Here is a 25,067-nt window from a genome sequence, read left to right as displayed (position 1 = left end):
CCCGATTATTTCTTACTTTTTTTGCTAATTCTGTAACCCATTATCTCAAATGATGTGCCTATGAAAACAAAATGACAGAATGACAGATGTAAACGACAGAATGACAGCAACACTGGTGGGGTATCTCACTAATCACTCCCCTCTCCACTCGGAGAGGGGTTGGGGGTGAGGCTGTAGAGGTCGGGTGGGGCTACTTCACTTTCACAAACACTTTTTCTCCTTTCTCCATAGCCTCCGTCATCCTGCGCATCAGCTGTTGGACACACTGCGTAGAGTCCAGCACATAGCCTTTGCGGCGGTTGAAACCGAGGAGGATGCAGCCCCTCGTATCTTCTGGCTTATTCCCCGCATGAATCCTTATCCCCTCAAATCCCTTCACATTCAGCAGTAGCGGCAACCATTTTCCGAATCGTTGGCTACGAGTGATGAGGATGCGATAACGCCCTGTGGGGATAGCTCTAAAACCCTCGCCTTTCACTTTCTTAATCGTTTTCAATGAACACTTTTCTGACAGACGCTTTGAGGGAGGTTCGAGGGTGTCAGAGAAAAAATAATTATTGACATATAAACGTCCGATAGTATATTTCTTCTGGTAATATTGTCTTATTAATTTTATTTCCATAGCGTTGACTTAATTTGATTTGTGATTTTATGATTGTGATTTTGTGATTTTATGATTGTGATTTTTGATTTTGTTTTGTTTTTCGATTTTGTGATTTTATGATTGTGATTTTGTGATTGCTAATAGAGAGTTTACAGATTATAATAAATATTACATGACACGATTAAAAGTGTTTACACCTTATATTTATCTTGGGTCGTTTTCATCCATTTGCCTTCCTCTTTCTTTTCAATCCATCCACTCTTCTTCCATCGATAGATGATGTTGTTGATTACGTTTCTGGTCACAGTAGAACCCTTTTCTTTTTGCAGGTCGTTGATGGTGAAAACAGGTGGAAGTTTGTCAAAAATACATCCGTTTGCCGAATATTTTCCCATTTCTTGTTCAGCCGACTTATATTCACAGAGTAATGCTTCACCGAAGAAGTTACATTGTTTCTCCAAAATATATTCAGCAATCAAGCGGGCAAATTCCAGCACCTTCTCGTTCTCTTCACCCATCAGCAGACGGGCAATAACGCCACAACGAAAGCCAATGACGGCTGCACGCTTACGATAGGTGTCTTTGACGATGTCGCCATCAGCCATTGCCTCTATTCTTTTCCGTTCCACCCACTCGCCGATAGCTTCTCGCAATAGGGGGGTGTCAATAATGCCGTGGCTAGCGCGCAACATTGTTACAGCAGCATTAACTTCAGTTGACAAGCCCTCCACTTCTTCACCATAGAGGGGCATAGGGGCAAAAGTGGAATCGGGCATTTCTGCGATAAAGATGCGCGATGACAATCCGTTTTCAACATTATCTCTTTTGAAGCATCTTTTGAAGGCACCGTAAGTGCCAAGGATAGAGAAATTATAGGCTACGGGAACCACACCACTCTCTGCCTGATCTGAGTTGTAATCTTGCCCCCATACACCATTATCGAAGGCGAGGCGATAGATGTCATACTTCTGCGACCACGAGCCTGCACCATTTGTCTTTCGTAGCGTGTCGAGTTCCTCACCAAAGGAAAAGAGCGTGTGCCCCTGTGCATATTTCATACGTTTCAGTAGGGTAGAACACGAGATGGTAACTGGCACGTTGCGTATCATCACTCTTGGGTCTTCGGGAGCCTTCTCGTTAGCCTTTCGGTTACGGCGTTTCTCCTTCCATTCGTCTTCCTGCTTTCGTGCCTTTTCGTCGCCCTCGTTCATTTTTTCGAGCCATGTGTCGAGGGCTTCCTTACACGCACTTTTACCCGATGCTTGCGGACCGACGATGACCGACATAAGTCCCAGCTGCATTCGCTTTCCGTCGCAGTATTCCACCGTTACGCTGTCAGCGTATGCGGCTGCCAGTGGCATGATGGCACAAAGAACGGGTATCTTCATCCCTTCTGGAACGCCTGCCAAGGTTGCTTTTAGTGCAGGCAGACGTAAGATGGCGTTCTCGATGTCTGCAACATATTGGGGCTTTGCCTTCGGTGTGGGTATGGAGAAGGTCTGGTCGTCCATTAAGCCACTCGTTACGGCTGTTTCAAGTTTAGAGACACCTTCACCTGCCTCCTGCTCAGCAAGGGCATTGATACGTTGAACGGTTGCGTTGAAAATCTTTGAGTCGTCGTGATATTTCGCATAAAAATCGTGGATAAGCTGACGGCAATCCTGCTCCTTAGCATATTCAGGCATGCGCTGCTGCACCACTGCCAAGAGTTCTTCCTCGCTCATCAGTCGGCTGGCTGCAATGGAGAGGATAGCCTGCAGAGAGGTGTGGCGTGAGCCTATGCGGTTGATATCTACATCCTTTAAGCCTGCAGCTTCACGACTGAGGTCGAAGATGCGCAACTGCTTTTCGGTGCAGGTCGTAGGCTGCGTGTGCGTGCGTTCCTCTTTCGGTGTGTGTGTAGCTTCTGCCGTTGACATTTGATAGGCAAGCGTACGCCCATCGTCCGTAAGTCCACGCCCTCGGAAAGCAGCTACATACATCTCACGGTCGTCATCATCGAGGGGTTGATACCATTCTTTCGAACGATAGATTTCGTCGTCAATGGATGTGACATAAATAAAGCGTTCGGGTGTGATGCAGGATTTGTCATACGGCACACCGATAGCCTCGCCATAAGCCTGCTGCGCCTCCTCTACGGTCATACCGAGTGGAAGACGGAAGTCAATATGCAGTTTCTTGCGGGCTGAATATTCCATATGCAATAACTTGCCGCGCCAACGTCCAGGTTTACTATCAAGTTCGCGTGCCGCTGTGATAGCTTTCTCTACGACCGAAGCGTCATCTACATCGAAAGTTGTCTGAAAGGTGAATGCTTCAGGCAGTAGATTTGCTTGCCTACGGTGATTATCCCCGAAGGCGGTGTAATGTGGGCATCGCCACGGCAGTTGTGCCTTCAGCGCGTCAGCCCGTTTGTCGCCAGCTGGTAGTGTACGAATTTCGTTTATCAGTTCCTTTAGCCACGGCTCTCTAATGAGTCTGTCGTAGTCTTCGATAGTCATCGTTCTGACGATTCCTTTATTGCCGTTGCGTGAAGTGTTGAGTGCAATGTTTTGTGTCATAGTTTTTTAATTTTGTATTAATAAGAAGCCCCACCCGACCTCCCCGAAAGGGGAGGAGAGAAGCCCCCCAAACCCTCCGAAGGGAGGGGAGAGAAGCCCCCTCCAGCTCCCCCGAAGGGGGGAGAGTGCCTATGCGCACACGAGGGATAAGGAGTCAGGGCTCTTTCTCTGATAGTTTTCTGCAAAATACTTGCAAACTTGCCTCCTCCCCTTTCGGGGAGGTCGGGTGGGGCTTTACATCCCCCCTACGAACGCTGTTACGGCAACAAATATCTCGCTCATCATTGTGACGATGCGACGTATGCCGAGTTTTCGGGGCAATCGGATATTGACGATAAGGTCGTGAGAAGTCTGTTTGACACAAGCGTAAGGAATCTCAAAGAGTTTCTCATAGCGGCTACCCGTACCCTTGCGATAAGGACGGATAAGCGTCTCACCATCTTCGCGCACACTGACCGATGCTTGGAATTTCTTCTCGCTACCAGCCACGACAACAGACCTCTCCCATGGGCAGGGCTTGAACTGGATATGGCCGTCGGTATGGAAGCGAGTCTGTGTGTCCATACAGATATTGTCATAAAATACTTCGTTAATGTTCTCGATAAAAGCTGCGTTAGTTTCAATATTTTTCTTCATTTTTCTTCTTCGTTAAGTGAGGAAGAAGCGTCTGAAAACGTGGCCACGTTTACTCTCCGGAGACTTTCCTTCAGCTCACTTCACTCAGATGATTATTTCTTTTTTTTATTCCTCCCGATGGCTATACCCTCTCAAACTTGATGATACGGATGTCGTTGAACCAGCGGTCTTGCCACTGACGGACGCCATAATGCAGGCTCACCTTTAGGCGGTCGCCCTCTTGGAGGGTAAACTTCTCAATCATACTGCCGTGCAGCGTGGCTACTAATGCGTCAGGGTAGACAACATTCTCTTCTGCCTCCAGCACTACGTCACGACGTTGCCAAGCTTGTCCGTCACGCTGGCTGATTCCTTTTACTACTGGCTGTAAAGCCTTCACCTTGAAAACGATATTTTCTAAATCTTGCATAATAATTTTTGCTTACCGAGGATAGTGCGTAGCGACATTGCCACGGGGCTTCCTTTCGTTAGCTGATGCAAAGATAGGGCATAAAAAATCCCCTTGCACGAAAAAACGTACAAGGGGAATAGTATTGGGAAAAAGGGAACTGAAAGGGGAATAAACCTACGTCAGATTTAGCCTTTTCAGTAGGAATTCAGCAACCATACATTGCTGTTCGTAGGCGGGAGTCTTCTTCTTGAGAGCCTCCCACTTGCTCACCTTAACAGAGAGGTCAGTCAGGTCGGTAGGCACCTTCTTGAAAGATTGGTAACTGCAGGCAGGCTCCGCCTCCTTGAAGCCCATTCTGTTGTTAATGTCCCTTTCAAAATCGGTCATCTTCTTAGGATAGTTGCAGTATTCATAGAGCACTCTATAGACAGCATACCACTGCGTTTGCGTCTTCATCAGCGGCTTGCCCTCGTCAGTCTTGGCTTCGAGAAGTTCCGTCAGCGCCTGCTTTATCTCCTCATCGTCAGGAGCAAGGCGTGGCTCATCGTGGCTGCTGCCGTAGTAGTTCTGCGTACAATCGCCCATGATAAGGTTTTCAATTGTCTGTGTGCTGTCGCCAACGACTAACTGATGAATATTCACGTTAGCCCCCTGCAACAGCTGCTGCAAAGCCTCTTTATGCTCGTTGTTCATATATTATTCCGCTCTTGGTGCCATATTGGCGTTAGTAATATTCTGTGTTCCGTTGCCCATTACAAGCTGGTTGGCTGTTATATTGGTTTGTCCTTGTCGTGCTTGGATTTCCTTGAGATTCCTATTGATTTCTCTTGCAAGGGAGAGGATTCTCTTTGCACAAGGCGTATCTCCTAAGACATAGATGCCAAGCTTCTCTATGAGAGATAGTTTCTCCTTCGTGTCGGGGATGTCGTCCAGCCCCTTTATTAGCACATCAATACTGACGTATTTCTGCCCCTGCTCCTCTATTATCTTTTGCATGTTAGCCTCCAACTCTTTGTTTTTATCCTCCAGCTCGCTAATTTTCTGAAGATTATCGTCAAAGAAAACTTGTTCGTAGACGGCATCATCGAAAAATTTTGCGTACTCTTCCTTCTCCTCCTCCGACATTTCATATTCTATCTGTGGAGTGTAGATGGTGTCAGTAATCTCCTGCCGAAGCTGTGTTATTTCCTCCTCCTGTGTGCTATTGATTTTCTTTAGGTTCTCAATTTCCTGCAGGTGTTTCTTGTTCTCCTTCAGCATTTGAGCGTCCTTTTTCTTTAGGTTTTTTATTTGCTTTTTAAGTAGGGTATTAGATTGTTTAAGCTTGTCGGCTTTCTCTCTCAGCTGTGCGATAGTGGTCTGTTGTTCCTCACTTATAGTTTTCTCTACGATGTTTTCAACCCATAATCCCCCTTTCTGTCCATTGAGTTCCTTGTCTTGTGGCAGAAAGGTTGGCGAATAAGGCACAAAAGACTCGTGACAGTCTTTCTCTCCGCAGAAAATATTAAAAATAGATGCAGCCTTTTCGCGTTCCTCTTTTTCCTTCTGTAATACGTTTTTAATTTCCTTCCATTGTGTTATGAAGTCGTCGATATGCTCCTCCAAACCTGCATCGACTGCAATACAATTCCAATCTACAAATATTTCTTTTTTTCTGAAAATTGCTTTTATCTTGCCCTGTTTTAATAGTCGTGAGTATTCAGATTTTATTATTCCCACGATAGCATTAAGCACCCTCTCATCCTCTATTCCGTCGATAATCTTTTTAATCTTGTCAAGGTCGAATTCTCCAGTCAGTTTTTGCCAACTTTCATTTATGAGGCTGGTATCGCCGCTATTAATACGACTGATAATATCGATTGTGCTATTCCTCCGAGTGCCATAGTCACCCAGATAGTCTACATCTACAGTGAGAGCCTTCATGATAAGGTGGCTCTCCCTTGAATTCATCATTTCTTTGAGGTTCAAATCTCTCATTAAAATAACATTGTTTAAAGGTTAATGAAGCCTATTCTTTTCTCTGTGTCTTTCCTTTTTTTATAGAATCGACAGCTCTTTTATGGAGCCAACCTCTCTGTATGCTTCTATTGCGGGTTAACAAAGCTGCTAAGAGGGCGCAGATTAAATTTCGTCTTCAGCCTTCGTTTTATGATAAGGCCTTACAAAGTTATAAAATTTTTCGTACAAATGCAAGCATCATCTTTTCTTTTTTTTTATTTTTTTGGGGGTCCTTGAAGGGCAATTCTGCAAGGCAGATTCTAACTGCTGATGGTTAAGGCGATTCAAGATGATGCAGGTAAAAATAACGGCTATTTTTGTTTTCACTCTCGATTACATAATTACAGATTACAAATTACATTAAGGTTGGTCGGGATATTCTTTGAGGATAGAGAGAGGGGAGTGAGGTCGTGGATTGAAAGGATAAGTATAGAAAATAGTTATAAATTATTATCTATAAATTTTTATTATAATATATAATATAATTATATTATATATTATAATAAACTATTAGGAATCCTCCTCCTCTCCGCACCCTGCGTGGGGCTTAATGTAATTTGTAATTTGTAATTTGTAATTTTCAAAGGGTAGAGTAGGAGAGTTGGGGATTGATTATTCCGTTAGAAAAAAGAGGCGTTTTGCTTACCATTGCTTGCTTGTATTGTTTTCGCTATAACGTGGTCGTAGTTCCTTAACATGTTGTAAAATAGTGCGTTAGGTGTTGTTTTGCAAAATTTAACACAGTGTATTTTTGCTTTCCCTCTTGCTGTTGATTAACTTTGCAAACAGAAAAAACAAACAGATAACCAACAACCAACAACAACAAGCCAACAACAACTGGCCCCTCCCCCTTGCCCCTCCCCCAGAGGGAGGGGAGTGAATAGCGAGATACCCCTAATGTGATGGTAGCAGTTCTCAAGCGCAAAGGTAAGCGTTCTTAAACGTAAAGATTAGTGCTCTCAAACTTATAGTATAGCGTTCTTTGTTAATTCTGAATAATTCGGACAGCGTTTTCATCAGTAGGTTGCAATTCAAAAATTGTGATTGCTAAATGGGGCGGGACGAGAAAAAGCGTAACCGCATACGTTAATGCTGGGATAACACGGTTTTACTCCCCTCCCTATGGGGGGAGGGGCGAGGGGGAGGGGCTGCTTGTTTGTTGTTCTATTAATTTCATTCAAAGTTAAAATACTATGATTCATTACAAAATTTATCAGGACAAGCGCAAGACCAGTAAGCGTAAGGGATATTGGTATGCGCGTGCGGTGGTCGATCAGACCTACGATTTGGAGAAGTTGGCGGAGTATATGTCTGCCCATAACACGCCTTATTCTAAGGGTGCTATTGCTGGTGTGCTGACCGATATGGTGGCTTGCATCCGCGAGTTGGTGCTGGAGGGAGTGGCAGTGAAAATCCCTGACTTGGCAATCTTCTCGGCAGGCATTCGCAGTCAGGGTGTGGAGAAGTTGGCAGACTTCACGCCGGCAAGGGATATCTATCAGCCTCACTTGCGTGCTCGTGCCTCTGGTTCGCTGATGACGGCTCGCTTGAAGCATTCTGTGCGCCTGCGTGAGTACGATAAGTACGACCAGTCGCTCAAGGATAGCAGGAAGGGTAATAAGAAGGGTAAGCACCCAGCTAATGGGGCTACGCCTTCGGGACCTGAGCCTGGCGAGTCTACGGCTACGAGTGAGGGTGGACATGCGTAAAGCCCCAGCAACAACAACAACTGGCCCCTCCCCCTTGCCCCTCCCCCAAAGGGAGGGGAGTGATTAGCGAGATACCCCTCCCCCAAACCCTCTCCGAACCAACGGTCACTGACCGAAGGGAAGTAAAAGAGAGGGGGGTGATTAGCGAGATACTATCAAGAATTCATAATTCAGAATTCATAATCCATAATTATGATTACTGATATAGCTTAAGGGTTAAACGCAAATCATAAAGTTAACTACGAATGACGCGAATTGCACGAATTACATCGCAATAAGTATTAGCGTAATTAGAGAAATTCGTAGTCGGTAATTGTTCAAAGTTAATAGTTGAAATCATAAAGTTCAAATTTCAAACCTCAAAGTTCAAAGTTAATAGTTCAAACCTCAATTTTCAAAGTAAAAAGCCTTATGAAACACGAAAAATGGAAAACAATCATTAATGTGATTATCTCTGTGCTCACTGCCATTGCTACAACGCTGGGTATGTCGAGCTGTTTGTAGAAAGGAAGCCCCACCCGACCTCCCCGAAAGGGGAGGAGGCAAGTTTGCAAGTATTTTGCAGAAAACTATCAGATAAAGAGCCCTGAGTCCTAATCCCCCTCGTGTGCGCATAGGCACTCCTCCCCTTTCGGGGAGGTTGGGTGGGGCTGTAGAGGCTGGGTGGGGCTCCTCCTCCCCCTTCGGGGAGGTTGGGTGGGGCTTTTTCCTTTTTATATAAAAAATATAAGTAAAAATGCTTGGATAATCGGTTGGAAAATAGTAACTTTGCACGCGTTTAGCGAATTTAAACACATTAAAATAGTTGAATGAAGAATGACAAAATGAAAATGAAGTACCGCGTGAACGAGCAGATTCGCGTTCGGGAAGTACGTGTGGTAAGTGATGATGGAGCTGAGGTTATGCCTACGCGAAAAGCGTTGGAATTAGCTCAGAAAGAGGGAGTTGACCTTGTGGAGATTTCTCCTAACGCACAGCCACCGGTTTGTCGTATCATCGACTATTCTAAGTTCCTCTACCAGCAGAAGAAGCATCAGAAGGAGATGAAGCAGAAGCAGGTTAAGCAGGAGGTGAAGGAGATTCGTTTTGGTCCTCAGACGGATGAGCACGACTATAAGTTTAAGCTCAAGCATGCGCAGGAGTTCCTCAATGCTGGTAATAAGGTACGCGCATACGTGTTCTTCCGTGGTCGTTCGATTCTGTTTAAGGAGCAGGGCGAGGTGTTATTGCTTCGTTTCGCCAACGATCTTGAGGAGCTTGCAAAGGTAGAGCAGCTTCCGAAACTCGAAGGCAAGAAGATGTTCCTCTATCTTGCACCTAAGAAGGCAGGTGTTGCCAAGAAGAGTCAGCAGAAGCGCGACCGTGAGGAGGCAGAGGCTGGTGCGAAGGCAGGTGCTGAGGGCGTCAGCGAGGAGCCAAAGGCGGATGGCGGTTTGTTTGCCAACGCTAAGAATGGTGCTGACGCATTGAAGAAACTGAATATTGACTAACGCCCGTTGGGTGTCTCCTCGTTATGAGGGGCGACATGGGCAACCTGTGCGTAACGTCCTGGTATATACGTTGCCACAGATGAATATAAATAACAATTTTAAATTTTACAAAAATGCCAAAACAGAAGACAAATTCCGGCGCAAAGAAGAGATTCACGTTCACCGGTACTGGTAAGATTAAACGTCATCACGCTTACCACAGTCACATTCTGACTAAGAAGACAAAGAAACAGAAGAGAAATCTTGTTCACCAGACGCTCGTGGATGGTACAAACTTGAAGCAGGTACGCGACTTGCTCAGACTTCGTTAATTCATTAGTCAAACAAATTAAAAGGAAAGAAAAACTATGCCAAGATCAGTCAATCATGTTGCTTCAAAAGCAAAGAGAACAAGAATTCTGAAGCAGACTAAGGGTTACTATGGTGCCCGTAAAAATGTTTGGACGGTAGCAAAGAATACCTATGAGAAGGGTTTGACTTATGCTTATCGTGACCGTCGTAACAAGAAGCGTAACTTCCGCGCATTGTGGATTCAGCGTATCAACGCTGCTGCTCGTCTTTATGATATGAGCTACAGCCAGTTGATGGGTGCATTGCACAAGGCTGGTATCGAGATTAACCGTAAGGTGCTCGCTGACCTCGCTGTTAACAATCAGGAAGCTTTTAAGGCTATTGTTGACAAGGTAAAGTAAGACCCACCTCCAGCTCCTCCCGAAGGGAGGAGGGCTAGATACTGAAGTGGGAGAGTTATTGCTTACTCCTATTTATTTGTCTGGCTTTTTCAAGGAGGGAAAGAATAGAGTCCACCTCTAAGTCTTTGCTAAGGCAGGGATTGGGTAGGGGGTTGGTGACTTCTAAAGATTATGAGGATTCTTCTGCGGAGGAATCCTCTTTTTTTTATGGATGTTTTTTTACTTTATATGTTTGCTAATATCATATTAAAATCGTATATTTGTCACGTAATGGATAAATTAGATATGAATACGTCTGTAATACATCCAGAGGTTGTAAGGCTTCGACTTCCCAATAGTTCTGACCTTAGGTTTCTAAAAGAACTTGCTCAACGAATGGGTTGGTCTTTTGAACGAGAGGAAATGAATGGGCTTGATAAGAGTATCGAAGATCTCAAGGCTGGACATCTTCATCATGCTAAAGATGTTGATGAACTTATGTCTCAATTGATGAGATAGTAAGCTATATGTACGAAATTGAATATACAAATAGCTTTAAACGCTCTTTTAAAAAATGTCTTAAAAGAGGATTGGATTCTCATGTGTTTGAGGCAGCTCTTCGTATATTAGTAGAGAAAGGTAGCCTCCCTCAAAACTATAAACCTCATAAGTTATCGGGGAAGTATCGTGGGCTTTGGGAATGTCACTTACAATCTGATTGGTTATTGATATGGTTTCAAGACGATGATAAACTAATCTTACAGCTGATTGACACTGGTACTCATTCAGATTTGTTTGGATAAATAACCTTATATTGTATTTTAGTTTATCTTCCTTTGATACGCTTAAAAATGAGGTGTATCGCTGTTGAGAGGATGTATATGAGGTTTAGCACAAGGAGATAAAACCACCATGTGAGACCTGCCCCATGTTCTGAACGAAAGAAGAAGAGGTAATAGAGTGGGAGGGAGTAACCTAATAATACAATAGCTGATAAGATACCTGCTCTTTTCTGGCGATTGAATATCTGATAGATAGTGAGGAGTGCGCAGATAATAGAGCTGATATAAAGTAAGAGATTGTCGCTCATATTCTTTTGATTTAGATGTAGTGAATGATAAGGATCTAATACCCACCTCCAGCTCCTCCCGAAGGGAGGAGGGCTAGATAGATACATTTTGTGTAGTTTTTTTGATGTGTCTTAGGGTTTGGGTTGGAATAATGGTAAGTTACATATATGAAATAAAAGCTTAGTAAATTAGACCTATTCGCCAAAGAGTTTTTATTGCTAAAATGGTTATAAGAAGGCAAAAGATGCCCGCAATTATATAGGGTACTTTGCGTTGTTCCCAATAGTAGGTATTATTATTAACGAGTGTAATGGGTCTTGATTTCATTTTTATTGTGAGATTTTGATAGCTTAGGTTGTCTTCCTTGTCACCATTTTGTAGGTTGAAGATGAAGTAGTTTCCATCAGCCCCTTTTCCTATGACAGAGTCTCCAACCACTTGTATATGTGTAATCCCATCAATAAGGTTTTCTTGCAACGGATCGTTTCTGCGATTGATGTTAGCATATTCGGGCGTATCAACTGAGGTAAGTTCATAACCATTCTTTAGTGGGATAGACCAACTATCACCGATACCAATGTCAGAACCAAGAATGATAGCAATGATAATCATACACACAAAACTACTTACAGCGTATACCCCAATAAATACTCCTGGTGTGAGGAATGATAGAACCATCTTCCTCTTCCTTTGCCTTTTGCAAAGGAAGTAAGAGAAAGGTAACGTTATCAGTCCTAATATGAGAGATAGGACTATAAGAACGATTGCCCATAAAATAAGAACAAAAAGCATTCCCATAAGATTTATTGATTATATTAAAGGGATAAGAGAGTATTCCCCTCTAATACCCACCTCCAGCTCCTCCCGAAGGGAGGAGGGCTTGAATAGTGAAGTGGATATTGTCTTTTAGCAGATAGGAGTAATCACCCCTCCTCCCTTCGGGAGGAGTAGGAGGTGGGTATTAATTATGTTTTGCCAACTTCTGTTTGCACAATGCAAGTACTTCTTCAGCTCGCCCATCCATCATATAGGCAGGAAAGGAGTAAAGGGCGTTGATAGTCTTGAGGTTATACTCCATAGTCTTGCGTTTTATCCATGAAGATTCGTTTGTGATAACCTTTTCAGGGTCTTTCATCTGAATGGTTATCAACCTGTTACCTTTAAAACGTATTAGGGAGAAGTCGGCTATCTCATTCCATAATATTTCCTCAGCTCCCCAGATAGATAGACCTCTATCTGTAAATTCTATTTCTTTCTTATGGTTTATGAGAAGTTTTACCTTTTTATAAGCCATAAACAAACCGACACCACCAAAGAAGATGATGGAGAGGATGCCAGCAACTCTTAGTTTCCAAAGGGAATACATTGTTGTGGTGTCATCTATGGTAAGAAGCCATACGCCTAAGATGGTAAACGCGATACAACCTAAGTAGGCAAGGATTTTCTTTGTCTGATTCATATTCTATTGTTTAATATTCTTCATGCTCAATCCCACGCATTTGCGACGCATATCGACTTCGATAACACAGCATTACTGATGGAGGCGGTTGAGGGAGACTTTTACATCCCCCTTGCCTTCAATAAAGCCTTTGTGTTAGGTGCTTTCAGACCTGTGAAATCGGAGAAGATTGTCATTAGATCTCGAGTGTTTCCACGTGAGAGAATCTTCTGTCGGAAGTCATCACCCACCTTGCGTGTCAATGCTCCATGTTCCGCAAAATAGTCAGCAATATTTACTGCTAATACCTCACTCCATAGATAGCTATAATAACCAGCCGCATAGCCTCCACCCCAGATATGGTTGAAGTAAGAAGTGGAATAGCGTGGTGGAATTTGATTGTTCAGTAGACCAATTTCTGACAATACCTTCTTTTCAAATTCTGGCGCTTCTTGAGCCGTCGGCACTTCAGAAGGTGAGAGGCAATGCCACGCCATGTCTAAGCAAGTAGCTGTAAGATTTTCACCCAACGAATAAGCTGAAAGGAAATTGAGTGAACCGAGCATCTTCTCACGCAAAGCATCAGGCATTGGTTCGTTGGTTTTGTAATGACGTGCATAGTGATTGAATACTTCTGGAATGCTGGCGAACGACTCATTGAATTGTGATGGCATTTCAACGAAATCACGTGACACGGCAGTACCACTCAATGTATTATATTTACAATTAGAAAGCATACCATGCAAAGCGTGTCCAAATTCGTGGAACATTGTTTGAGTCTCATCCCACGTTAAAAGCGTTGGTTGACCCTCAGGTGCTTTGGCAAAGTTACATACATTATATATTAATGGTTTTTGATTTCTATCTGAACTTTGTTTGAGGAAAGCACTCATCCATGCACCACCTCGTTTTGTTGGACGACGGAAGTAATCGCAATAGAATAAAGCTAATTGCTTACCATCAGCATCAAGCACGTCAAAAACTTTCATATCCTTGTTATAAGTAGGGATATCTTTGCGCTCACGGAAGCTAAGACCATAGACACGATGAGCGGCATAGAAGATACCATTCACAAGGACTGAATCAAGGTTGAAGTAAGGCTTCACGTCATCATCTGAAAAGCTATACTGATCCTTCTTCATCTTTGCCGAATAATAGAAGCGATCATAAGGTTGGAGAGAAGTTGACGAGTTGATAGGTTTTATAGTTGACGAGTTACTTGCATTAACTTGTCCACTTGTTGACTTGTTTACTTGCTCACTTGTCAACTTGTCTACTTGCTCACCTGTCAACTTGTTCACTTGTTTATTCATATACTCTTCAATCGCCTTTGTTTGCGCCTCTGACTTTGGTTGATAAGCCTCAATCATCTGACGGAGAAAAGCATATACATTGTCTGTATTTTTCGCCATCGTATTCTCCAACGAATAAGACGCATAATTCTTATAACCCATTAGTTGAGCCTTCTCTGCACGCAAGCGAGCAATCTTTACAATGATAGGGAAGGTGTTGTAAGCCCCTGTGCCATCCGTGCGATGGATAGACGCATTATAAACACGCTCACGCAGATTACGATTATCAAGACTAGCAAGGATTGGTTGTTGGGTGGTATTTGTAATTACAATACAATAAGGCGCTTTTCCACCACGACTCTCTGCATCCTTCTTGCATTGGGCAATATCAGCCTCGCTCAATCCTGATAGTTCTTTGATATCGTTAACCCATACAGTGCCCTCGTTTCCTGCCTTGGGTAACATATCACCAAACTCTTGTTGGAGTGTGGCTAACTCTTTATTAATGTCCTGTATACGAGCCATCTTCTCTTTTGGAAGTAAAGCCCCGGCATGAGTAAAATTTTTATAAACCACTTCCAGTAGTTTCTTGTCTTCTCCCGTGAGCTTTGTGTACTCATGGTCGTAAACATATTTCACACGTTGAAAGAACTTCTGATTAAATTTAATCTCATTCTCAAAGTCGGTCATCAATGGAACGATAGTTCCTTGCGCTTTTTCTATTTCGGGTGTCTTATCAGCTGACACCAATGCATAGAAAATATTTGATATACGCTCTAGGTTCTTTCCACTCCGTTCATAAGCCAATATGGTGTTAGTGAAGGTTGGCTTTTGCTTATTATCTGTAATTTTTTTTATCTCAGCCCTCTGTTCATCAATCGCCGTGCGAATAGCTGGGAGATAATCATTCCCCTTGATTTTACTGAAATCAGGGGCATTGAAAGGTAATGTACTCTGTTTCATAAGTGAATTACTAACAATCTGTGCACTATGCGCCTTCGACGTTTGTGCTTGCCCTGTAAGAGCCGTACAAACAAGCCCTACGGCAATCATCACATTCTTTAAGTTCTGTTTCATTTTACATAGGTGTTAGGTGTTTATATCCGCAAAGATACGATTAATAATGCAAGTAAGCAAGTATTCGACTTGTTAACTCGCTCACTTGTCTACTCGTTTACTTATTCACTCGTTTACTTGTTATTTTCAAATAAAATATTTATATTTGTGCAGTCATCAAAATAAACGTAATTATGAAAGCAAAATTATTTAAAAAAGTATTCTTCATGGTATCCTTCTGTTTGTTATCATTAAGCGCAATGGCTCAGATACCATCTATTCCAAGACGCACAACAACCTATCGTAATTATCAACCAGGTGTTGTTTGGGGAACGCAATACGATTACTTGTCTTTACGTTATGTTACTTATGACGACATCGCATATCTTGATCGTGGTCAGATAAGAGTTTTGAAGAACTCTATTTATGCGCGTCATGGTCGTCGATTCCAAGACGCTCGTCTTCGTAGATATTTCCTTTCTCAATCATGGTATCGACCAACGAAGAATGAGGTTAGTCCACGAGAATTGAATAAGTTTGAGAAGGCTAACATCGCATATCTATTGAAATACGAGCAATAGACCATTGAGCTTTGACCTTTTAAGCATTGAACTTGGAACATTGCTTTTAAAGCATTGTGTCATTGCTTTTTAGGTATTGTATCATTGATCTTTGAGCATTGTATCAATTACTTTTGCGTTTTGAATCATTGACCTTTAAAGTTCAATGCTCCAAGTTTTGTGTTTCAAAATATGTCATTCAAAATATGTTCTTTTGTCATTCTGTCTAAAAACGTCATTTTGTCTAAAAACGTCATTCTGTCTAAAAACGTCATTCTTTTTTCGTATTCCAATATTGAAATTTTATTTACTCAAATAACCATAAGATGAGAAGGATTATAAGCTTATTGATACCCCTTTTGATGTTCTCTTCTCTCGGTCTAAGAGCACAGAAGATTGAACAAATGTGGAATAATGCGCAAAGTATTGCACAAAGTAAACCACAGGATGCAATACGAGTGTATGACGATTTAATGCTAAAAGCTGAACACGAAAAACGATATGACATCCTTCTGAATGCTGGCGTTGAACGCCGTATGGTGACGATGAATTGGGCTCCAGATAGTCTCTTGCCTTATGCCGAACGATTGAAAAAACGTGAAGCACTTGTGCGTAGGAATGAGCCTGTGCTCTCCTCCATTTATAGTACATTACTTTGTGCATTGGGGCAAAGTGATAGTCCTGATGGACAAGCGTATGCTCAACTTGCTTTGGCTCATCCCGAACTCTTGGCGCACACACGTGTGAAAACAAAGGGGAATACGATTGACAAGTATTTTCATTATGATCTCTTGCATATAATAGGCTATACTTTGGGTGATTTCTCCACGCTCAATTCTTATTATTCGCGTGTAGGTAATCGACCAGCCACCTTCTTTACATCCCTAGAGATGTTAAAACAAAATGCACCAACGGATAAAGCCAGTCTTTTAAAGTCAAATTATCTTCACCAGTTAGATTCTCTTGCACAAGCTTATCATGATATTAAGGAGGGGGCTGAGGCGTCAATCCTCTATTGTCAGCTCCAGCGAGAATACGGACTTGTGAATGATAGTGTTTTACTGGCTAATGCCGAGCGAGCCATTCGTCAGTGGACTTCTTATCCTCGTGTCAATATTCTTCGTCAAATGGTATCTGATATGACACGTTCCTCTCTATCTCTTGCCCAAGAGCGTTCTCTTTGGTCTACTGATGAAGAGAGAACGCTTACGTTGGCGTATAAGAATGTTAACAATGTAAAGGTAATTGTACGAAAAGTTAAAGAGAAGAATCTTAATTGGGAAGACAATGATATAGACGATATGGTGGAGCATGAAACGATGCATAGTAGGAAATGCTTTTCACAAACATATAATTTGACAAATACCAATCGTTTACGTCAGTATCGAGACGAAATTAAATTACCAAAACTCAAGGCTGGTATGTATCTTCTTGAATTGAAGACTGATCCTAAGACGATAGGTGAGCGAACAATGTTCTTCGTTAGTGACATTCGATTGATGAGCCTTCCACAAGCTGGTGATACACTTCGTTTGGCAATCGTGCGGGCAAAAGACAATCAGCCCATTCACAATGCTTCTATCCAGTTGGATAAGGGGAAACCGATAGCCGTAAATGGTCAGGGCGAATTACGTCTCTATGATTATGAAGATTCCACCTCCTTATATGTTATTACGCCAGAAGGATCTCACCTTCCTCCCATTGATGTGGACCGATTGAGTGATTATGATCTTGACAAAGCAGATACCACACGCATGAATATTTTTCTTGACAGAGGAGTCTATCGTCCTGGTCAGATTGTCCACGTGGGGGTTATTCGTCATCAAATAAATCATACAAAAACAAAGGCTTGGAGTAATGCACTTACAAAACTATACTTGCGTAATCCACAAGGAGAAATTCTCGATTCTGTCAGTATTTTTACGGATGATTATGGCACGGCACACACCTCTTTCACCTTACCTAATAAAACGCTCAATGGCGCTTATACGATAGGAGTAGGGTGGAATGTGGCTTACTTCCGTGTGGAAGAATACAAACGCCCCACATTCACCATTGAGATTTCCAAACCAACAATGCGCTATGCTTTAGGCGATAGTATCACGCTAGAAGGTAAGGCGCAAAACCTGATGGGCGAACCTGTAAGACGTGCGAGGGTGATTGTAAACAGAACCTATCTATCTAATACAAAGCCAGATACACTCTTTACTGATAACAGAGGGCAATTCTTGATTCCAATGAAACTCGATAGTTCGGTAAGGTCAGGTGTGTCACGTAATTTCTTCTCAATCAATGGTACGCTTACTGATGGTACAGGTGAACAACAGACGTTTAATTATACCGTCTATGCCGATGACAAACGGGCTCATCTAACGATTCAATCAGATGGCGATTATCGAGTAGAACTTCATCACTTGCCCCAACTCTGTTTCTTGCTTACAAATAGGTGTGGAGTATTACAGAAAGGTCGAGTTAAGTATTGGTTGAAAGGCTATGAAAGTGATGTTCAATCTTGTGAGACCAGTGATACATATACATTGAAACCTTCGGACAAATCTGATAATCATTCTGTCGGTGTTATCACCCTACCTTTGCCTGCAAATGTAAAGAAAGGTCGGAATGAGCTCATAGCGACTTGTGAAGGTGATACGGCTCGTTATTCGTTCATTCTCTTCGATGAAAATGATAAGCGTCCGTGTGAAGAGATGAATGGGTGGTTCTATGCCACAGGCTCTGATTTTGGAGAAGGTGATAATTCTTCTGTAAAAGTTTATGTCGGCACGAGCAAGAGAAATATCCACGTGCTTTATTCCATCTTTACCCCTGAAAAAACATTAGAAAATGGAACCTTAGAATTGAGCGATACCATCGTCAGTCGCACATTTAATTATCGTCCAGAATATGGAGATGGTATGACCATTTGTTATGCTTACTATGTAGATGGTCAATTCCTTAGTTTTTCTCAAACGATTAATCGTCGGCTCGATGATAAAAATTTGAATCTCTCATGGACCACTTTCCGTGATAGACTCGTGCCAGGAGATAAAGAAACATGGACGCTGAAAGTTTCAACACCTGATGGTCACCCTGTGCGTGCCCAGTTAATGGCGACACTCTATGACAGGGCTTTAGATAGGATTGCCGAGAATCAATGGAAGTTCTCATTGGGTGATCGTCTCACCGAGGTTCGTGCCGAATGGTTAGGAATGGACAAGCTATTATCCTATTATATGAGCATTTATTCTCACTCACCCTCAATCACTTACAATTATCCTTCCTTAGATATGGGGCTAGCTGGAGGTGCAAAAATTATCGTTGAAGGTAAGGTTGTTGGTGAAGATGGAGAACCCATCATAGGGGCGACTGTCATGTCATGCGAGCGAAATGGATTAGGCACTGTGACCGACATTGACGGGCATTACCGATTGAAGGTGCACTATGGCGAGACGCTCCAGTTCTCATACATTGGTATGCAGAGTGTTGTGCGCAAGGTCTATGGTTCACGATTGGATATGACCATGAAAGAAAACAGTGATCAACTCCAGGAGGTAGTCGTTAGAGGTTATAGCTCTGTGAAGAAAGAATCTCTTACAGGAAGTGTGACTATTGTAAAGAATATTCCCTCCCTTTATGGCTCACGTGCCCCCATTTATCCTATATATATCCCAGAAGAAAAGACAAGCCCTACTTTGACTCTTTCCCCTGAAGAATTACAACATTTGACCAACCTTCCGATAAGAAAGAATTTTACGGAACTTGCCTTCTTCTATCCTAATTTGATGAGCGATACAGAGGGGGATGTCACACTCAATTTCACCTTACCAGAGAGCGTAACCTCTTGGCAATTCATGGGCTTGGCACATACCCAAGACATGAAGTATGGATTGATTCGCTCATCGATATTGGCTCGTAAACACCTGATGGTTCAAACTAACCTCCCACGATTCATTCGAATAGGAGATAAGGCAAGTATGAGTGCGAAAATATTTAACGTGTCAGATAAAAACATAGATGGAAAAGCCACGCTTATCCTCCTCAATGCAGAGAATGAGAAGGTCATCTATTCAGAGACACAAGCCTTCCAACTGAAGAGTGATAGTACGCAGGTGGTAAGTTTTTCTTATACCCCAGCAATGAATAATACGCCCTCCTTGCTCGTTTGTAAAGTGATTGTGACGGATGGAAAAATGAGTGATGGCGAACAGCATTATCTCCCTGTGTTAGATAATAAAGAACTCATTACACAAGCAATTCCTTTTACACTTGTTGGTAATGAAAAACTGACATTCCATCCCCATCAACTCTTCCCTACAAATAGTGAGCATAAGGGTATCTATCCTTGCCTGCGGGTGGAATATACGAAACACCCCGAGACAATGATTATTGATGCCTTACACGCTTACACTCATCCTGTGGATGGATGTGCGATCTGTCAGGCTATGGCGTATTATACGACAAGACTGGGGCATGAATTGGCAAAGGCTCATCCAAATTTGTTTGAGGTGAGAGATAGTGTGGAAAGAAAACATCTTACATCAAATCTGGAAAAAAATGAAGAATTAAAATCCCTGTCTTTACAAGAAACTCCATGGACTTTGACGGCAAAAAAAGAAACCGAACAGAAGTTGGCTTTAGTTGATTTCCTAAACGAATCAAAGATGTCGGAATATGAGAAAGACTTGACAGAACGATTGCGTGAACTCCAACAATCAGATGGCTCATGGGCTTGGTTTAAGGGAATGTCGGGTAATCGGTGGGTCACTGAGACGGTCATGGAACTCCTTGTTCGCCTTAACGCTATGATTGGGCACCAGCGAGCTATTGATGAGATGATGGAGAAAGGTTTTCATTATTTAGCCCAGGGAAAGACCGACTTAGAGGAACTTTACCTACGCGCATTAGATGGGCGAGGCGGAAAGGAGACGCTCACAAAATATGGTAAAGAACTTATACGAAGTTTAAAGAAAAACGTCTCCACGTATGATATCTATTCGTTGGCACAATCAGCCATCCTTCTTTATCACTATGGTGAGCAAAAAGAAGCCCGCCAGCTCGTAGAGACGTTGAAGCAATACACGGTTTATGACCAACTCAAAGGACGTTATTATGATAGTCAGCGTGCTGGGTATTCATGGCTCGATTACAAGATTCCATCCCACGTGTCGGCTCTTGAAGCCCTACAAATGATAACGCCAGAAGATCGTCTTACGATTGCCCAAATGAAACAATGGCTCTTGCAGGAGAAGCGAACACAATACTGGTTGACGACCATCAATAGTGCGAACGCAATCTACGCCTTCTTGAATGGAAAATCTCTTACAGATGCTCCTACGTTTAGAGATACAGAAGCGCATATTTTCAGTGCTGATAAATTGAAAGGAATAAGAGATATTTCTTTGTCAGGTGAGGGACGATTATGGTTGAATGATAAATATAATGGAACAGAATTAACGTCTGATTCTCAATCTGTTTCACCTACTCATATCAGCTTTGGAGCCCTTTATTTTCAATCCATTCAATCCGTCAAGGACATAAAAGCCCCGAAGGGCGAATTGCAGGTCAAGCGAGAAATCATCCCCTTACAAGCTGGGGCTTTACAGGTGGGGAGTCATGTAAAAGTGCGCATAACGCTTACTAGTACGCGTGATCTCGATTTTGTACAAATTATTGATAATCGTGCCGCTTGTATGGAACCTGTTGATAAGACGAGTGGGTATCGATATGGTAGAGATTGTTCTTATTATTTAGATGTCAAAGATAATTGCACTAACTTGTTTATCGGAATGTTACCCAAGGGCGTGCATGTAATAGAACAGGAGTATTATCTCGATCGTTCAGGAACTTATACGACGGGCACCATCACGGCTCAATGTGCATACGCCCCAGAGTTTATCAGTACGGAGAAAGGCTTACAATTCAGTGTGTTAAGCCCCTCCCATACCCCTCTACAGGCGAGGGGTAGGAGGGGGAATCCCTCTACAGGCACGAGGTAACGCCGAGTGTAGTACCGATAGCGGTAAGGATGGCGATAAGGGTCTGGAGGATGAATTTCCATGTTTCTTTCTTCTTCATGATTGTTTTGGATTTAAGTTAATAATGATAGGGCTGGGGCTATAGGCTTATGGTCTATGCTGATACAGGACCAGAAGATGGGTCAGATGGATTCTCTTTGGGAGTGCTAGTCTCTGGCTTGTGCGTTCTAGGCGACTTGTAATCAGAAGCCTCGGCAATGCGAACCACCTTTTCGAGTCGTTTGGGAGAGAGTGCGCCTGTCGCCCTTGCACGAAGTCTGAAACGTGAGATGTGCTTCTGTGGGTTATAGTCGTTTGCATCTTTCACACCTTGGGAGCTGAATCCTAGGGAGAAGATGGCGAGGTCGTCAATCTTTACAGGGTTTCCTGCAAGGTTTAGTTCTCTGACGCTTGCCACCATGTCGGTAAGAATACCCTTGATGGTTCCTTTCGAGAATGGCGTGTTATGATTCGCCATGTACTGTGCCAGTGCCTCAATGTCATAGGTGTTCCGAGTGACAATGTGTCCATACCAGTTGCCTTTGTGCTTAGAGGTCTTTCGGTTGTCTTGATGTAGTCTGTAATGTAGCATGTTAGTAAAGTTTTTTGTTTAGTTCAAAATTCAAAGTTCAAAATATGATTACTGTTTGACTTGTCTCACTTGTTTCACTTGTCCACTTGTTTCACTTGTCCACTTCTGTTCATATTGCAAAGGTACGATTGTTCTGTTTGTAAAGCAAGGAAATGAAGGGTATCAGAGGGGAGTTGTTCGCAGGAAAATTTTAATTTACGTTGTAAGTGGTTGATTTATAATGAAATGCGGTTTCCTTAAATTCGCACTTCGTCAATGTGACTTGTGAAAAGCCTCCAGCCCCCTCCAGCTCCCCCGAAAGGGGGAGAGCCCCAACTAGCTCAGAGGAGGATAAGCAAAAGATATTATTGCAAATCTTCAGCAAATAGGAGCTCCCCTCCCTTCGGAGGGGTTGGGGGAGGCTTCTTTTTCTGAGGTCGGGGGGAGTTTTTTTCACTTCCGTTTGTTACACGTTACGCGTTACACGTTACATTTTTATATCTCACACGTTAATAAGGGGATAAAAATTGTGGAATTTAAGGGCAAAAAAAGCATAATAAAACAAAGAGTAATAAAATGTAGATTTTTAAGGTAAATAAATTATAAATTAAAATATAAATAAAATTATTATTATATATAATATATATATTATATATAATAATAAAACTATACCCTCCCTGCCTCCACACGAAAACTCCATAAGCAAAAATGTAACGTGTAACGTGTAACGCTGTAACGAGGAAAGCCTCCCCAAGCCCCTCCGAAAGGAGGGGATGTGTACCCCACAACGTGTTTACTCAAATTCAAATTTCAAAGTTCAAAATTATGATTACTTTTCGATTACTGGAGTAACAATGATAGTAATAAACGCGTTAACTTGCACGCTAATTACTCGTCATGTTGTACGCCTCTTGTGTGAAAGACATCCCCTCCTTTGGAGGGGCTTGGGGAGGCTTTTTTTTACTTCCATTTGTCTACTCGTCCACTTGTATATTTTTTACGTTTTATATACGAAAAGTTAAAAATATTTCTTATATTTGCATTTAGTTTTATAAAAGGACCTCAAAATCTATTAGAATAAAATGCCTAAGACAAAGTTTATCATCTATAAGTACAGTTTTCTGAAAGAAGAGAACTTGTTTACTAAGAAAAACGAAACAAAAGAGGAAGCTATCAATAAAGCCCTTGAGACGTTTTCAAGTTTGTTTGAATCGAAGAGTCTGGATGTTTACCACTCGAAGAAGGACGGAACCCCCTGCAAGTATTCGAATCAAATAGAGCGCACATTGGACGGTGTCACCTATCTTCGCATTTGTGATCACATTGAGAGAACGCGAGTTAAGGACTTTAAGGAGACACTCGAAGACACCGAGCCTTTTTGTGCTGTTGTGGTTGATACGCGTGCTGGTTATGAGCAGATAGCCATCGAACGTAAGTCGGATGTTTTTCGAGGAGAGACGGATAAGATACGTAATCTTTTGCAGGATGCTTTCAATCGTGTTTTGATAAAATATGGTTTCAAGATTGCTATAAAACGAAAGATAAAGGTGACCGATTTTTGGCATACTGTGCATGAACAGGTGCATAAAAATAAAGATACGATAAGAAAAATTATTATTGATTTTCCTGATCCAGATAAGAATATTAATCTTGATACATCGCCTGGAATGTTGGATAGTCTGAAGTTGTATTCTTCGATAGCTAAGCTGACCAATGCGAATGATTGTCAGATATTATTATCGACGACCAAGGATAAAACATTGACATTACAGCGTGCAGAGAATGATGTTACTCACATTGTAGACTTGTGCTGTCGTTATGGTTATAATATCTCTGTTTATTTTCGTCAGATGGGTGTTTATCGGAGTAAGGAGAAGATGAATGCCTGTTATTGGATGGAGGACGATATTCTGACCGATTTTGTAAATAAAAAACTGGTTAATTATGGTGAGGGCGATACATTTGAGCTCGTACGATGGTTGACAGATATTAAGAATATAACAGAAGGCTTTGAAGATGAGAAACCAAGAGCAAAACGCAGGAAGAGAAGTGCTTGATTCTGTATTCAGTAATCATCCCCTTTATCGTTTGATATCGGGTGCATGCACGAAGTATGAACGAGAACTCACCCTCTCGGATATTCGCATGGAGGATTTTTTTGTAGAGACGGCTAACTGTCTGGATGAAGTGAAAGAAAAGGACAATGATCCTGCCTTTCAGGAAGAGATTTGTGAGGGGATGTGGGACAGTACATGGAGTCGGCTATCAAGAAAAAGTCAGAGTATAAATAAGGATGAGATAAATCTTGCCACCTGCGTTGTTCAAACCCTCCTCATTGTTTGTCTCATTTTTTCAGAGCCTCATTGTTATTTAGTGGAGATATTGATGCGGACAGCAGAGAGGAATTATTCCTCCCGTCGTGAAGAGATTTTGAGTGCTGTACAGAAATTTATGTGGCGTTATGGTGAGGATAGTTTGAGAGCGTGGGTGTCCGATTTTATGTCAGTAGATAACACTTCCTATTTGTCGGAGGAAATCGCAAGTGCACTCCATGGTGAGGAAGAAATTGTGGAGGAGGAAACCTCTGATGGGAAATATCCGCCTGTGAAGGTAAGGATGAAGATACTCGGTGAGCTTCTCAAGGAATGTGATTTGTGGACCAATAATCATGACAGGACGAAGGTTGCTCGTTTGATGAGTAATATCATTGGTACAAGTTATAATAATGCGCTCAACAATTTGAATAATGGATTGACCTTAAACGAAAAACAACACGGAAAGGATATTGATAATGTAAATAAGGTGCTTGATAGTTTGAAGTCTGATTTGCAAATAAAATGTTAAATACATTAACGAATCGCCTTGTTTAATGGGTTGATATGTTAAATGTGTGTTAATTACTCAAATCTATAACTGGTTGTACAACCGGTTATAACCCTACCTTCAGTTCTACCTTTGCCTGTGGATTCCAAAGTGGAGTCTGCAGGCTTTTTGTTTTCATCCCGGGCG

At 42.3% G+C, this 25,067-nt stretch carries 23 protein-coding genes; 11 read left to right on the top strand and 12 right to left on the bottom strand.

Annotated features, from left to right (window positions below; all coding sequences use genetic code 11):
• Positions 1-190: 190 nt before the first annotated feature.
• From F0475_RS09245 to F0475_RS09220, 6 genes are all read right to left on the bottom strand, one after another.
• Positions 191-622, bottom strand: a complete 432-nt coding sequence (locus F0475_RS09245; protein ID WP_155716397.1) for a DUF5675 family protein — start codon at positions 620-622, stop codon at positions 191-193.
• Between the two features lie 173 nt (positions 623-795).
• Complete coding sequence (locus F0475_RS09240; protein ID WP_234422991.1) at positions 796-3,165, bottom strand: DUF3987 domain-containing protein; 2,370 nt, start codon at positions 3,163-3,165, stop codon at positions 796-798.
• Between the two features lie 234 nt (positions 3,166-3,399).
• The gene (locus F0475_RS09235; protein WP_155716396.1) at positions 3,400-3,801 is read right to left on the bottom strand and encodes a hypothetical protein; all 402 of its coding nucleotides are present in this window, start codon (positions 3,799-3,801) and stop codon (positions 3,400-3,402) included.
• Between the two features lie 121 nt (positions 3,802-3,922).
• Positions 3,923-4,210, bottom strand: coding sequence for a DUF3127 domain-containing protein (locus F0475_RS09230; RefSeq protein ID WP_155716395.1), 288 nt, complete (start codon positions 4,208-4,210; stop codon positions 3,923-3,925).
• 156 nt (positions 4,211-4,366) lie between these two features.
• Entirely contained in the window at positions 4,367-4,885 is a 519-nt protein-coding gene (locus F0475_RS09225; protein ID WP_155716394.1) for a hypothetical protein, read from the bottom strand.
• 3 nt (positions 4,886-4,888) lie between these two features.
• A complete protein-coding gene (locus F0475_RS09220) occupies positions 4,889-6,145 on the bottom strand; it encodes a hypothetical protein (protein ID WP_155716393.1) in 1,257 nt (418 codons plus the stop codon).
• Between the two features lie 1,238 nt (positions 6,146-7,383).
• Between F0475_RS09220 and F0475_RS09215 the strand changes: the two genes are divergently transcribed.
• From F0475_RS09215 to F0475_RS09185, 7 genes are all read left to right on the top strand, one after another.
• Positions 7,384-7,899: an HU family DNA-binding protein gene (locus F0475_RS09215; RefSeq protein ID WP_155716392.1), complete on the top strand. Its 516-nt coding sequence runs from the start codon at positions 7,384-7,386 to the stop codon at positions 7,897-7,899.
• A gap of 411 nt (positions 7,900-8,310) precedes the next feature.
• Positions 8,311-8,403, top strand: coding sequence for a smalltalk protein (locus F0475_RS09210; RefSeq protein WP_155716391.1), 93 nt, complete (start codon positions 8,311-8,313; stop codon positions 8,401-8,403).
• Between the two features lie 305 nt (positions 8,404-8,708).
• Positions 8,709-9,389, top strand: coding sequence for a translation initiation factor IF-3 (infC, locus tag F0475_RS09205; RefSeq protein ID WP_155716390.1), 681 nt, complete (start codon positions 8,709-8,711; stop codon positions 9,387-9,389).
• Positions 9,390-9,502: 113 nt separating this feature from the next.
• The gene (gene rpmI, locus F0475_RS09200) at positions 9,503-9,700 is read left to right on the top strand and encodes a 50S ribosomal protein L35 (protein WP_009436018.1); all 198 of its coding nucleotides are present in this window, start codon (positions 9,503-9,505) and stop codon (positions 9,698-9,700) included.
• A gap of 36 nt (positions 9,701-9,736) precedes the next feature.
• Positions 9,737-10,081: a 50S ribosomal protein L20 gene (gene rplT, locus F0475_RS09195; RefSeq protein ID WP_004383393.1), complete on the top strand. Its 345-nt coding sequence runs from the start codon at positions 9,737-9,739 to the stop codon at positions 10,079-10,081.
• A gap of 270 nt (positions 10,082-10,351) precedes the next feature.
• The gene (locus F0475_RS09190) at positions 10,352-10,579 is read left to right on the top strand and encodes a hypothetical protein (protein WP_036895742.1); all 228 of its coding nucleotides are present in this window, start codon (positions 10,352-10,354) and stop codon (positions 10,577-10,579) included.
• Positions 10,580-10,587: 8 nt separating this feature from the next.
• Positions 10,588-10,863, top strand: a complete 276-nt coding sequence (locus F0475_RS09185) for a type II toxin-antitoxin system RelE/ParE family toxin (RefSeq protein ID WP_155716388.1) — start codon at positions 10,588-10,590, stop codon at positions 10,861-10,863.
• A gap of 23 nt (positions 10,864-10,886) precedes the next feature.
• On the opposite strand, the gene F0475_RS09180 is transcribed toward F0475_RS09185, so the two are convergent.
• The 4 genes from F0475_RS09180 to F0475_RS09165 all read right to left on the bottom strand — a co-directional run bounded on the left by F0475_RS09180 (position 10,887) and on the right by F0475_RS09165 (position 14,937).
• Positions 10,887-11,150 carry a hypothetical protein gene (locus F0475_RS09180; RefSeq protein ID WP_009436045.1) on the bottom strand — a complete coding sequence of 88 codons (264 nt, stop codon included), beginning with the start codon at positions 11,148-11,150 and terminating at the stop codon, positions 10,887-10,889.
• Positions 11,151-11,310: 160 nt separating this feature from the next.
• The gene (locus F0475_RS09175; protein ID WP_234422990.1) at positions 11,311-11,808 is read right to left on the bottom strand and encodes a hypothetical protein; all 498 of its coding nucleotides are present in this window, start codon (positions 11,806-11,808) and stop codon (positions 11,311-11,313) included.
• Positions 11,809-12,091: 283 nt separating this feature from the next.
• Positions 12,092-12,589, bottom strand: coding sequence for an STM3941 family protein (locus F0475_RS09170; RefSeq protein ID WP_155716386.1), 498 nt, complete (start codon positions 12,587-12,589; stop codon positions 12,092-12,094).
• Positions 12,590-12,690: 101 nt separating this feature from the next.
• Positions 12,691-14,937, bottom strand: coding sequence for a M3 family metallopeptidase (locus F0475_RS09165; protein ID WP_155716385.1), 2,247 nt, complete (start codon positions 14,935-14,937; stop codon positions 12,691-12,693).
• 173 nt (positions 14,938-15,110) lie between these two features.
• On the opposite strand from F0475_RS09165, the gene F0475_RS09160 reads away from it, so the two are divergent.
• Both F0475_RS09160 and F0475_RS09155 read left to right on the top strand, forming a co-directional pair.
• A complete protein-coding gene (locus F0475_RS09160) occupies positions 15,111-15,497 on the top strand; it encodes a YARHG domain-containing protein (RefSeq protein WP_234422989.1) in 387 nt (128 codons plus the stop codon).
• 305 nt (positions 15,498-15,802) lie between these two features.
• The gene (locus F0475_RS09155) at positions 15,803-21,469 is read left to right on the top strand and encodes an alpha-2-macroglobulin family protein (protein ID WP_234422988.1); all 5,667 of its coding nucleotides are present in this window, start codon (positions 15,803-15,805) and stop codon (positions 21,467-21,469) included.
• On the opposite strand, the gene F0475_RS09150 is transcribed toward F0475_RS09155, so the two are convergent.
• On the bottom strand, positions 21,453-21,548 hold the full coding sequence (locus tag F0475_RS09150; RefSeq protein ID WP_155716384.1) for a smalltalk protein: 96 nt from the start codon (positions 21,546-21,548) through the stop codon (positions 21,453-21,455). The genes F0475_RS09155 and F0475_RS09150 overlap by 17 nt on opposite strands.
• A gap of 54 nt (positions 21,549-21,602) precedes the next feature.
• Complete coding sequence (locus F0475_RS09145; RefSeq protein ID WP_155716383.1) at positions 21,603-22,079, bottom strand: HU family DNA-binding protein; 477 nt, start codon at positions 22,077-22,079, stop codon at positions 21,603-21,605.
• Positions 22,080-23,140: 1,061 nt separating this feature from the next.
• Between F0475_RS09145 and F0475_RS09140 the strand changes: the two genes are divergently transcribed.
• Positions 23,141-24,115, top strand: coding sequence for a hypothetical protein (locus F0475_RS09140; protein ID WP_155716382.1), 975 nt, complete (start codon positions 23,141-23,143; stop codon positions 24,113-24,115).
• Positions 24,075-24,902 carry a hypothetical protein gene (locus tag F0475_RS09135; RefSeq protein WP_155716380.1) on the top strand — a complete coding sequence of 276 codons (828 nt, stop codon included), beginning with the start codon at positions 24,075-24,077 and terminating at the stop codon, positions 24,900-24,902. The genes F0475_RS09140 and F0475_RS09135 overlap by 41 nt, the downstream gene beginning before the upstream one ends.
• Positions 24,903-25,067: the final 165 nt, after the last annotated feature.

The sequence above is a fragment of the Prevotella vespertina genome (assembly GCF_009728485.1).
Lineage (GTDB): Bacteria > Bacteroidota > Bacteroidia > Bacteroidales > Bacteroidaceae > Prevotella > Prevotella vespertina.
This window is presented reverse-complemented; position numbering and strand designations above follow the sequence as displayed.

Bases quoted from the DNA above. Each gene is read 5' to 3' on its own strand.
- F0475_RS09225 (WP_155716394.1), bottom strand. From the start codon at position 4,885: ATGAACAACGAGCATAAAGAGGCTTTGCAGCAGCTGTTGCAGGGGGCT.
- F0475_RS09160 (WP_234422989.1), top strand. From the start codon at position 15,111: ATGAAAGCAAAATTATTTAAAAAAGTATTCTTCATGGTATCCTTCTGT.
- F0475_RS09145 (WP_155716383.1), bottom strand. From the start codon at position 22,079: ATGCTACATTACAGACTACATCAAGACAACCGAAAGACCTCTAAGCAC.
- F0475_RS09170 (WP_155716386.1), bottom strand. From the start codon at position 12,589: ATGAATCAGACAAAGAAAATCCTTGCCTACTTAGGTTGTATCGCGTTT.
- F0475_RS09235 (WP_155716396.1), bottom strand. From the start codon at position 3,801: ATGAAGAAAAATATTGAAACTAACGCAGCTTTTATCGAGAACATTAAC.
- F0475_RS09155 (WP_234422988.1), top strand. From the start codon at position 15,803: ATGAGAAGGATTATAAGCTTATTGATACCCCTTTTGATGTTCTCTTCT.
- F0475_RS09240 (WP_234422991.1), bottom strand. From the start codon at position 3,165: ATGACACAAAACATTGCACTCAACACTTCACGCAACGGCAATAAAGGA.
- F0475_RS09150 (WP_155716384.1), bottom strand. From the start codon at position 21,548: ATGAAGAAGAAAGAAACATGGAAATTCATCCTCCAGACCCTTATCGCC.
- F0475_RS09230 (WP_155716395.1), bottom strand. From the start codon at position 4,210: ATGCAAGATTTAGAAAATATCGTTTTCAAGGTGAAGGCTTTACAGCCA.
- F0475_RS09245 (WP_155716397.1), bottom strand. From the start codon at position 622: ATGGAAATAAAATTAATAAGACAATATTACCAGAAGAAATATACTATC.
- F0475_RS09185 (WP_155716388.1), top strand. From the start codon at position 10,588: ATGTACGAAATTGAATATACAAATAGCTTTAAACGCTCTTTTAAAAAA.
- F0475_RS09220 (WP_155716393.1), bottom strand. From the start codon at position 6,145: ATGATGAATTCAAGGGAGAGCCACCTTATCATGAAGGCTCTCACTGTA.
- rplT (WP_004383393.1), top strand. From the start codon at position 9,737: ATGCCAAGATCAGTCAATCATGTTGCTTCAAAAGCAAAGAGAACAAGA.
- F0475_RS09180 (WP_009436045.1), bottom strand. From the start codon at position 11,150: ATGAGCGACAATCTCTTACTTTATATCAGCTCTATTATCTGCGCACTC.
- F0475_RS09210 (WP_155716391.1), top strand. From the start codon at position 8,311: ATGAAACACGAAAAATGGAAAACAATCATTAATGTGATTATCTCTGTG.
- F0475_RS09215 (WP_155716392.1), top strand. From the start codon at position 7,384: ATGATTCATTACAAAATTTATCAGGACAAGCGCAAGACCAGTAAGCGT.
- F0475_RS09135 (WP_155716380.1), top strand. From the start codon at position 24,075: ATGAGAAACCAAGAGCAAAACGCAGGAAGAGAAGTGCTTGATTCTGTA.
- rpmI (WP_009436018.1), top strand. From the start codon at position 9,503: ATGCCAAAACAGAAGACAAATTCCGGCGCAAAGAAGAGATTCACGTTC.
- infC (WP_155716390.1), top strand. From the start codon at position 8,709: ATGAAGAATGACAAAATGAAAATGAAGTACCGCGTGAACGAGCAGATT.
- F0475_RS09165 (WP_155716385.1), bottom strand. From the start codon at position 14,937: ATGAAACAGAACTTAAAGAATGTGATGATTGCCGTAGGGCTTGTTTGT.
- F0475_RS09140 (WP_155716382.1), top strand. From the start codon at position 23,141: ATGCCTAAGACAAAGTTTATCATCTATAAGTACAGTTTTCTGAAAGAA.
- F0475_RS09190 (WP_036895742.1), top strand. From the start codon at position 10,352: ATGGATAAATTAGATATGAATACGTCTGTAATACATCCAGAGGTTGTA.
- F0475_RS09175 (WP_234422990.1), bottom strand. From the start codon at position 11,808: ATGGTTCTATCATTCCTCACACCAGGAGTATTTATTGGGGTATACGCT.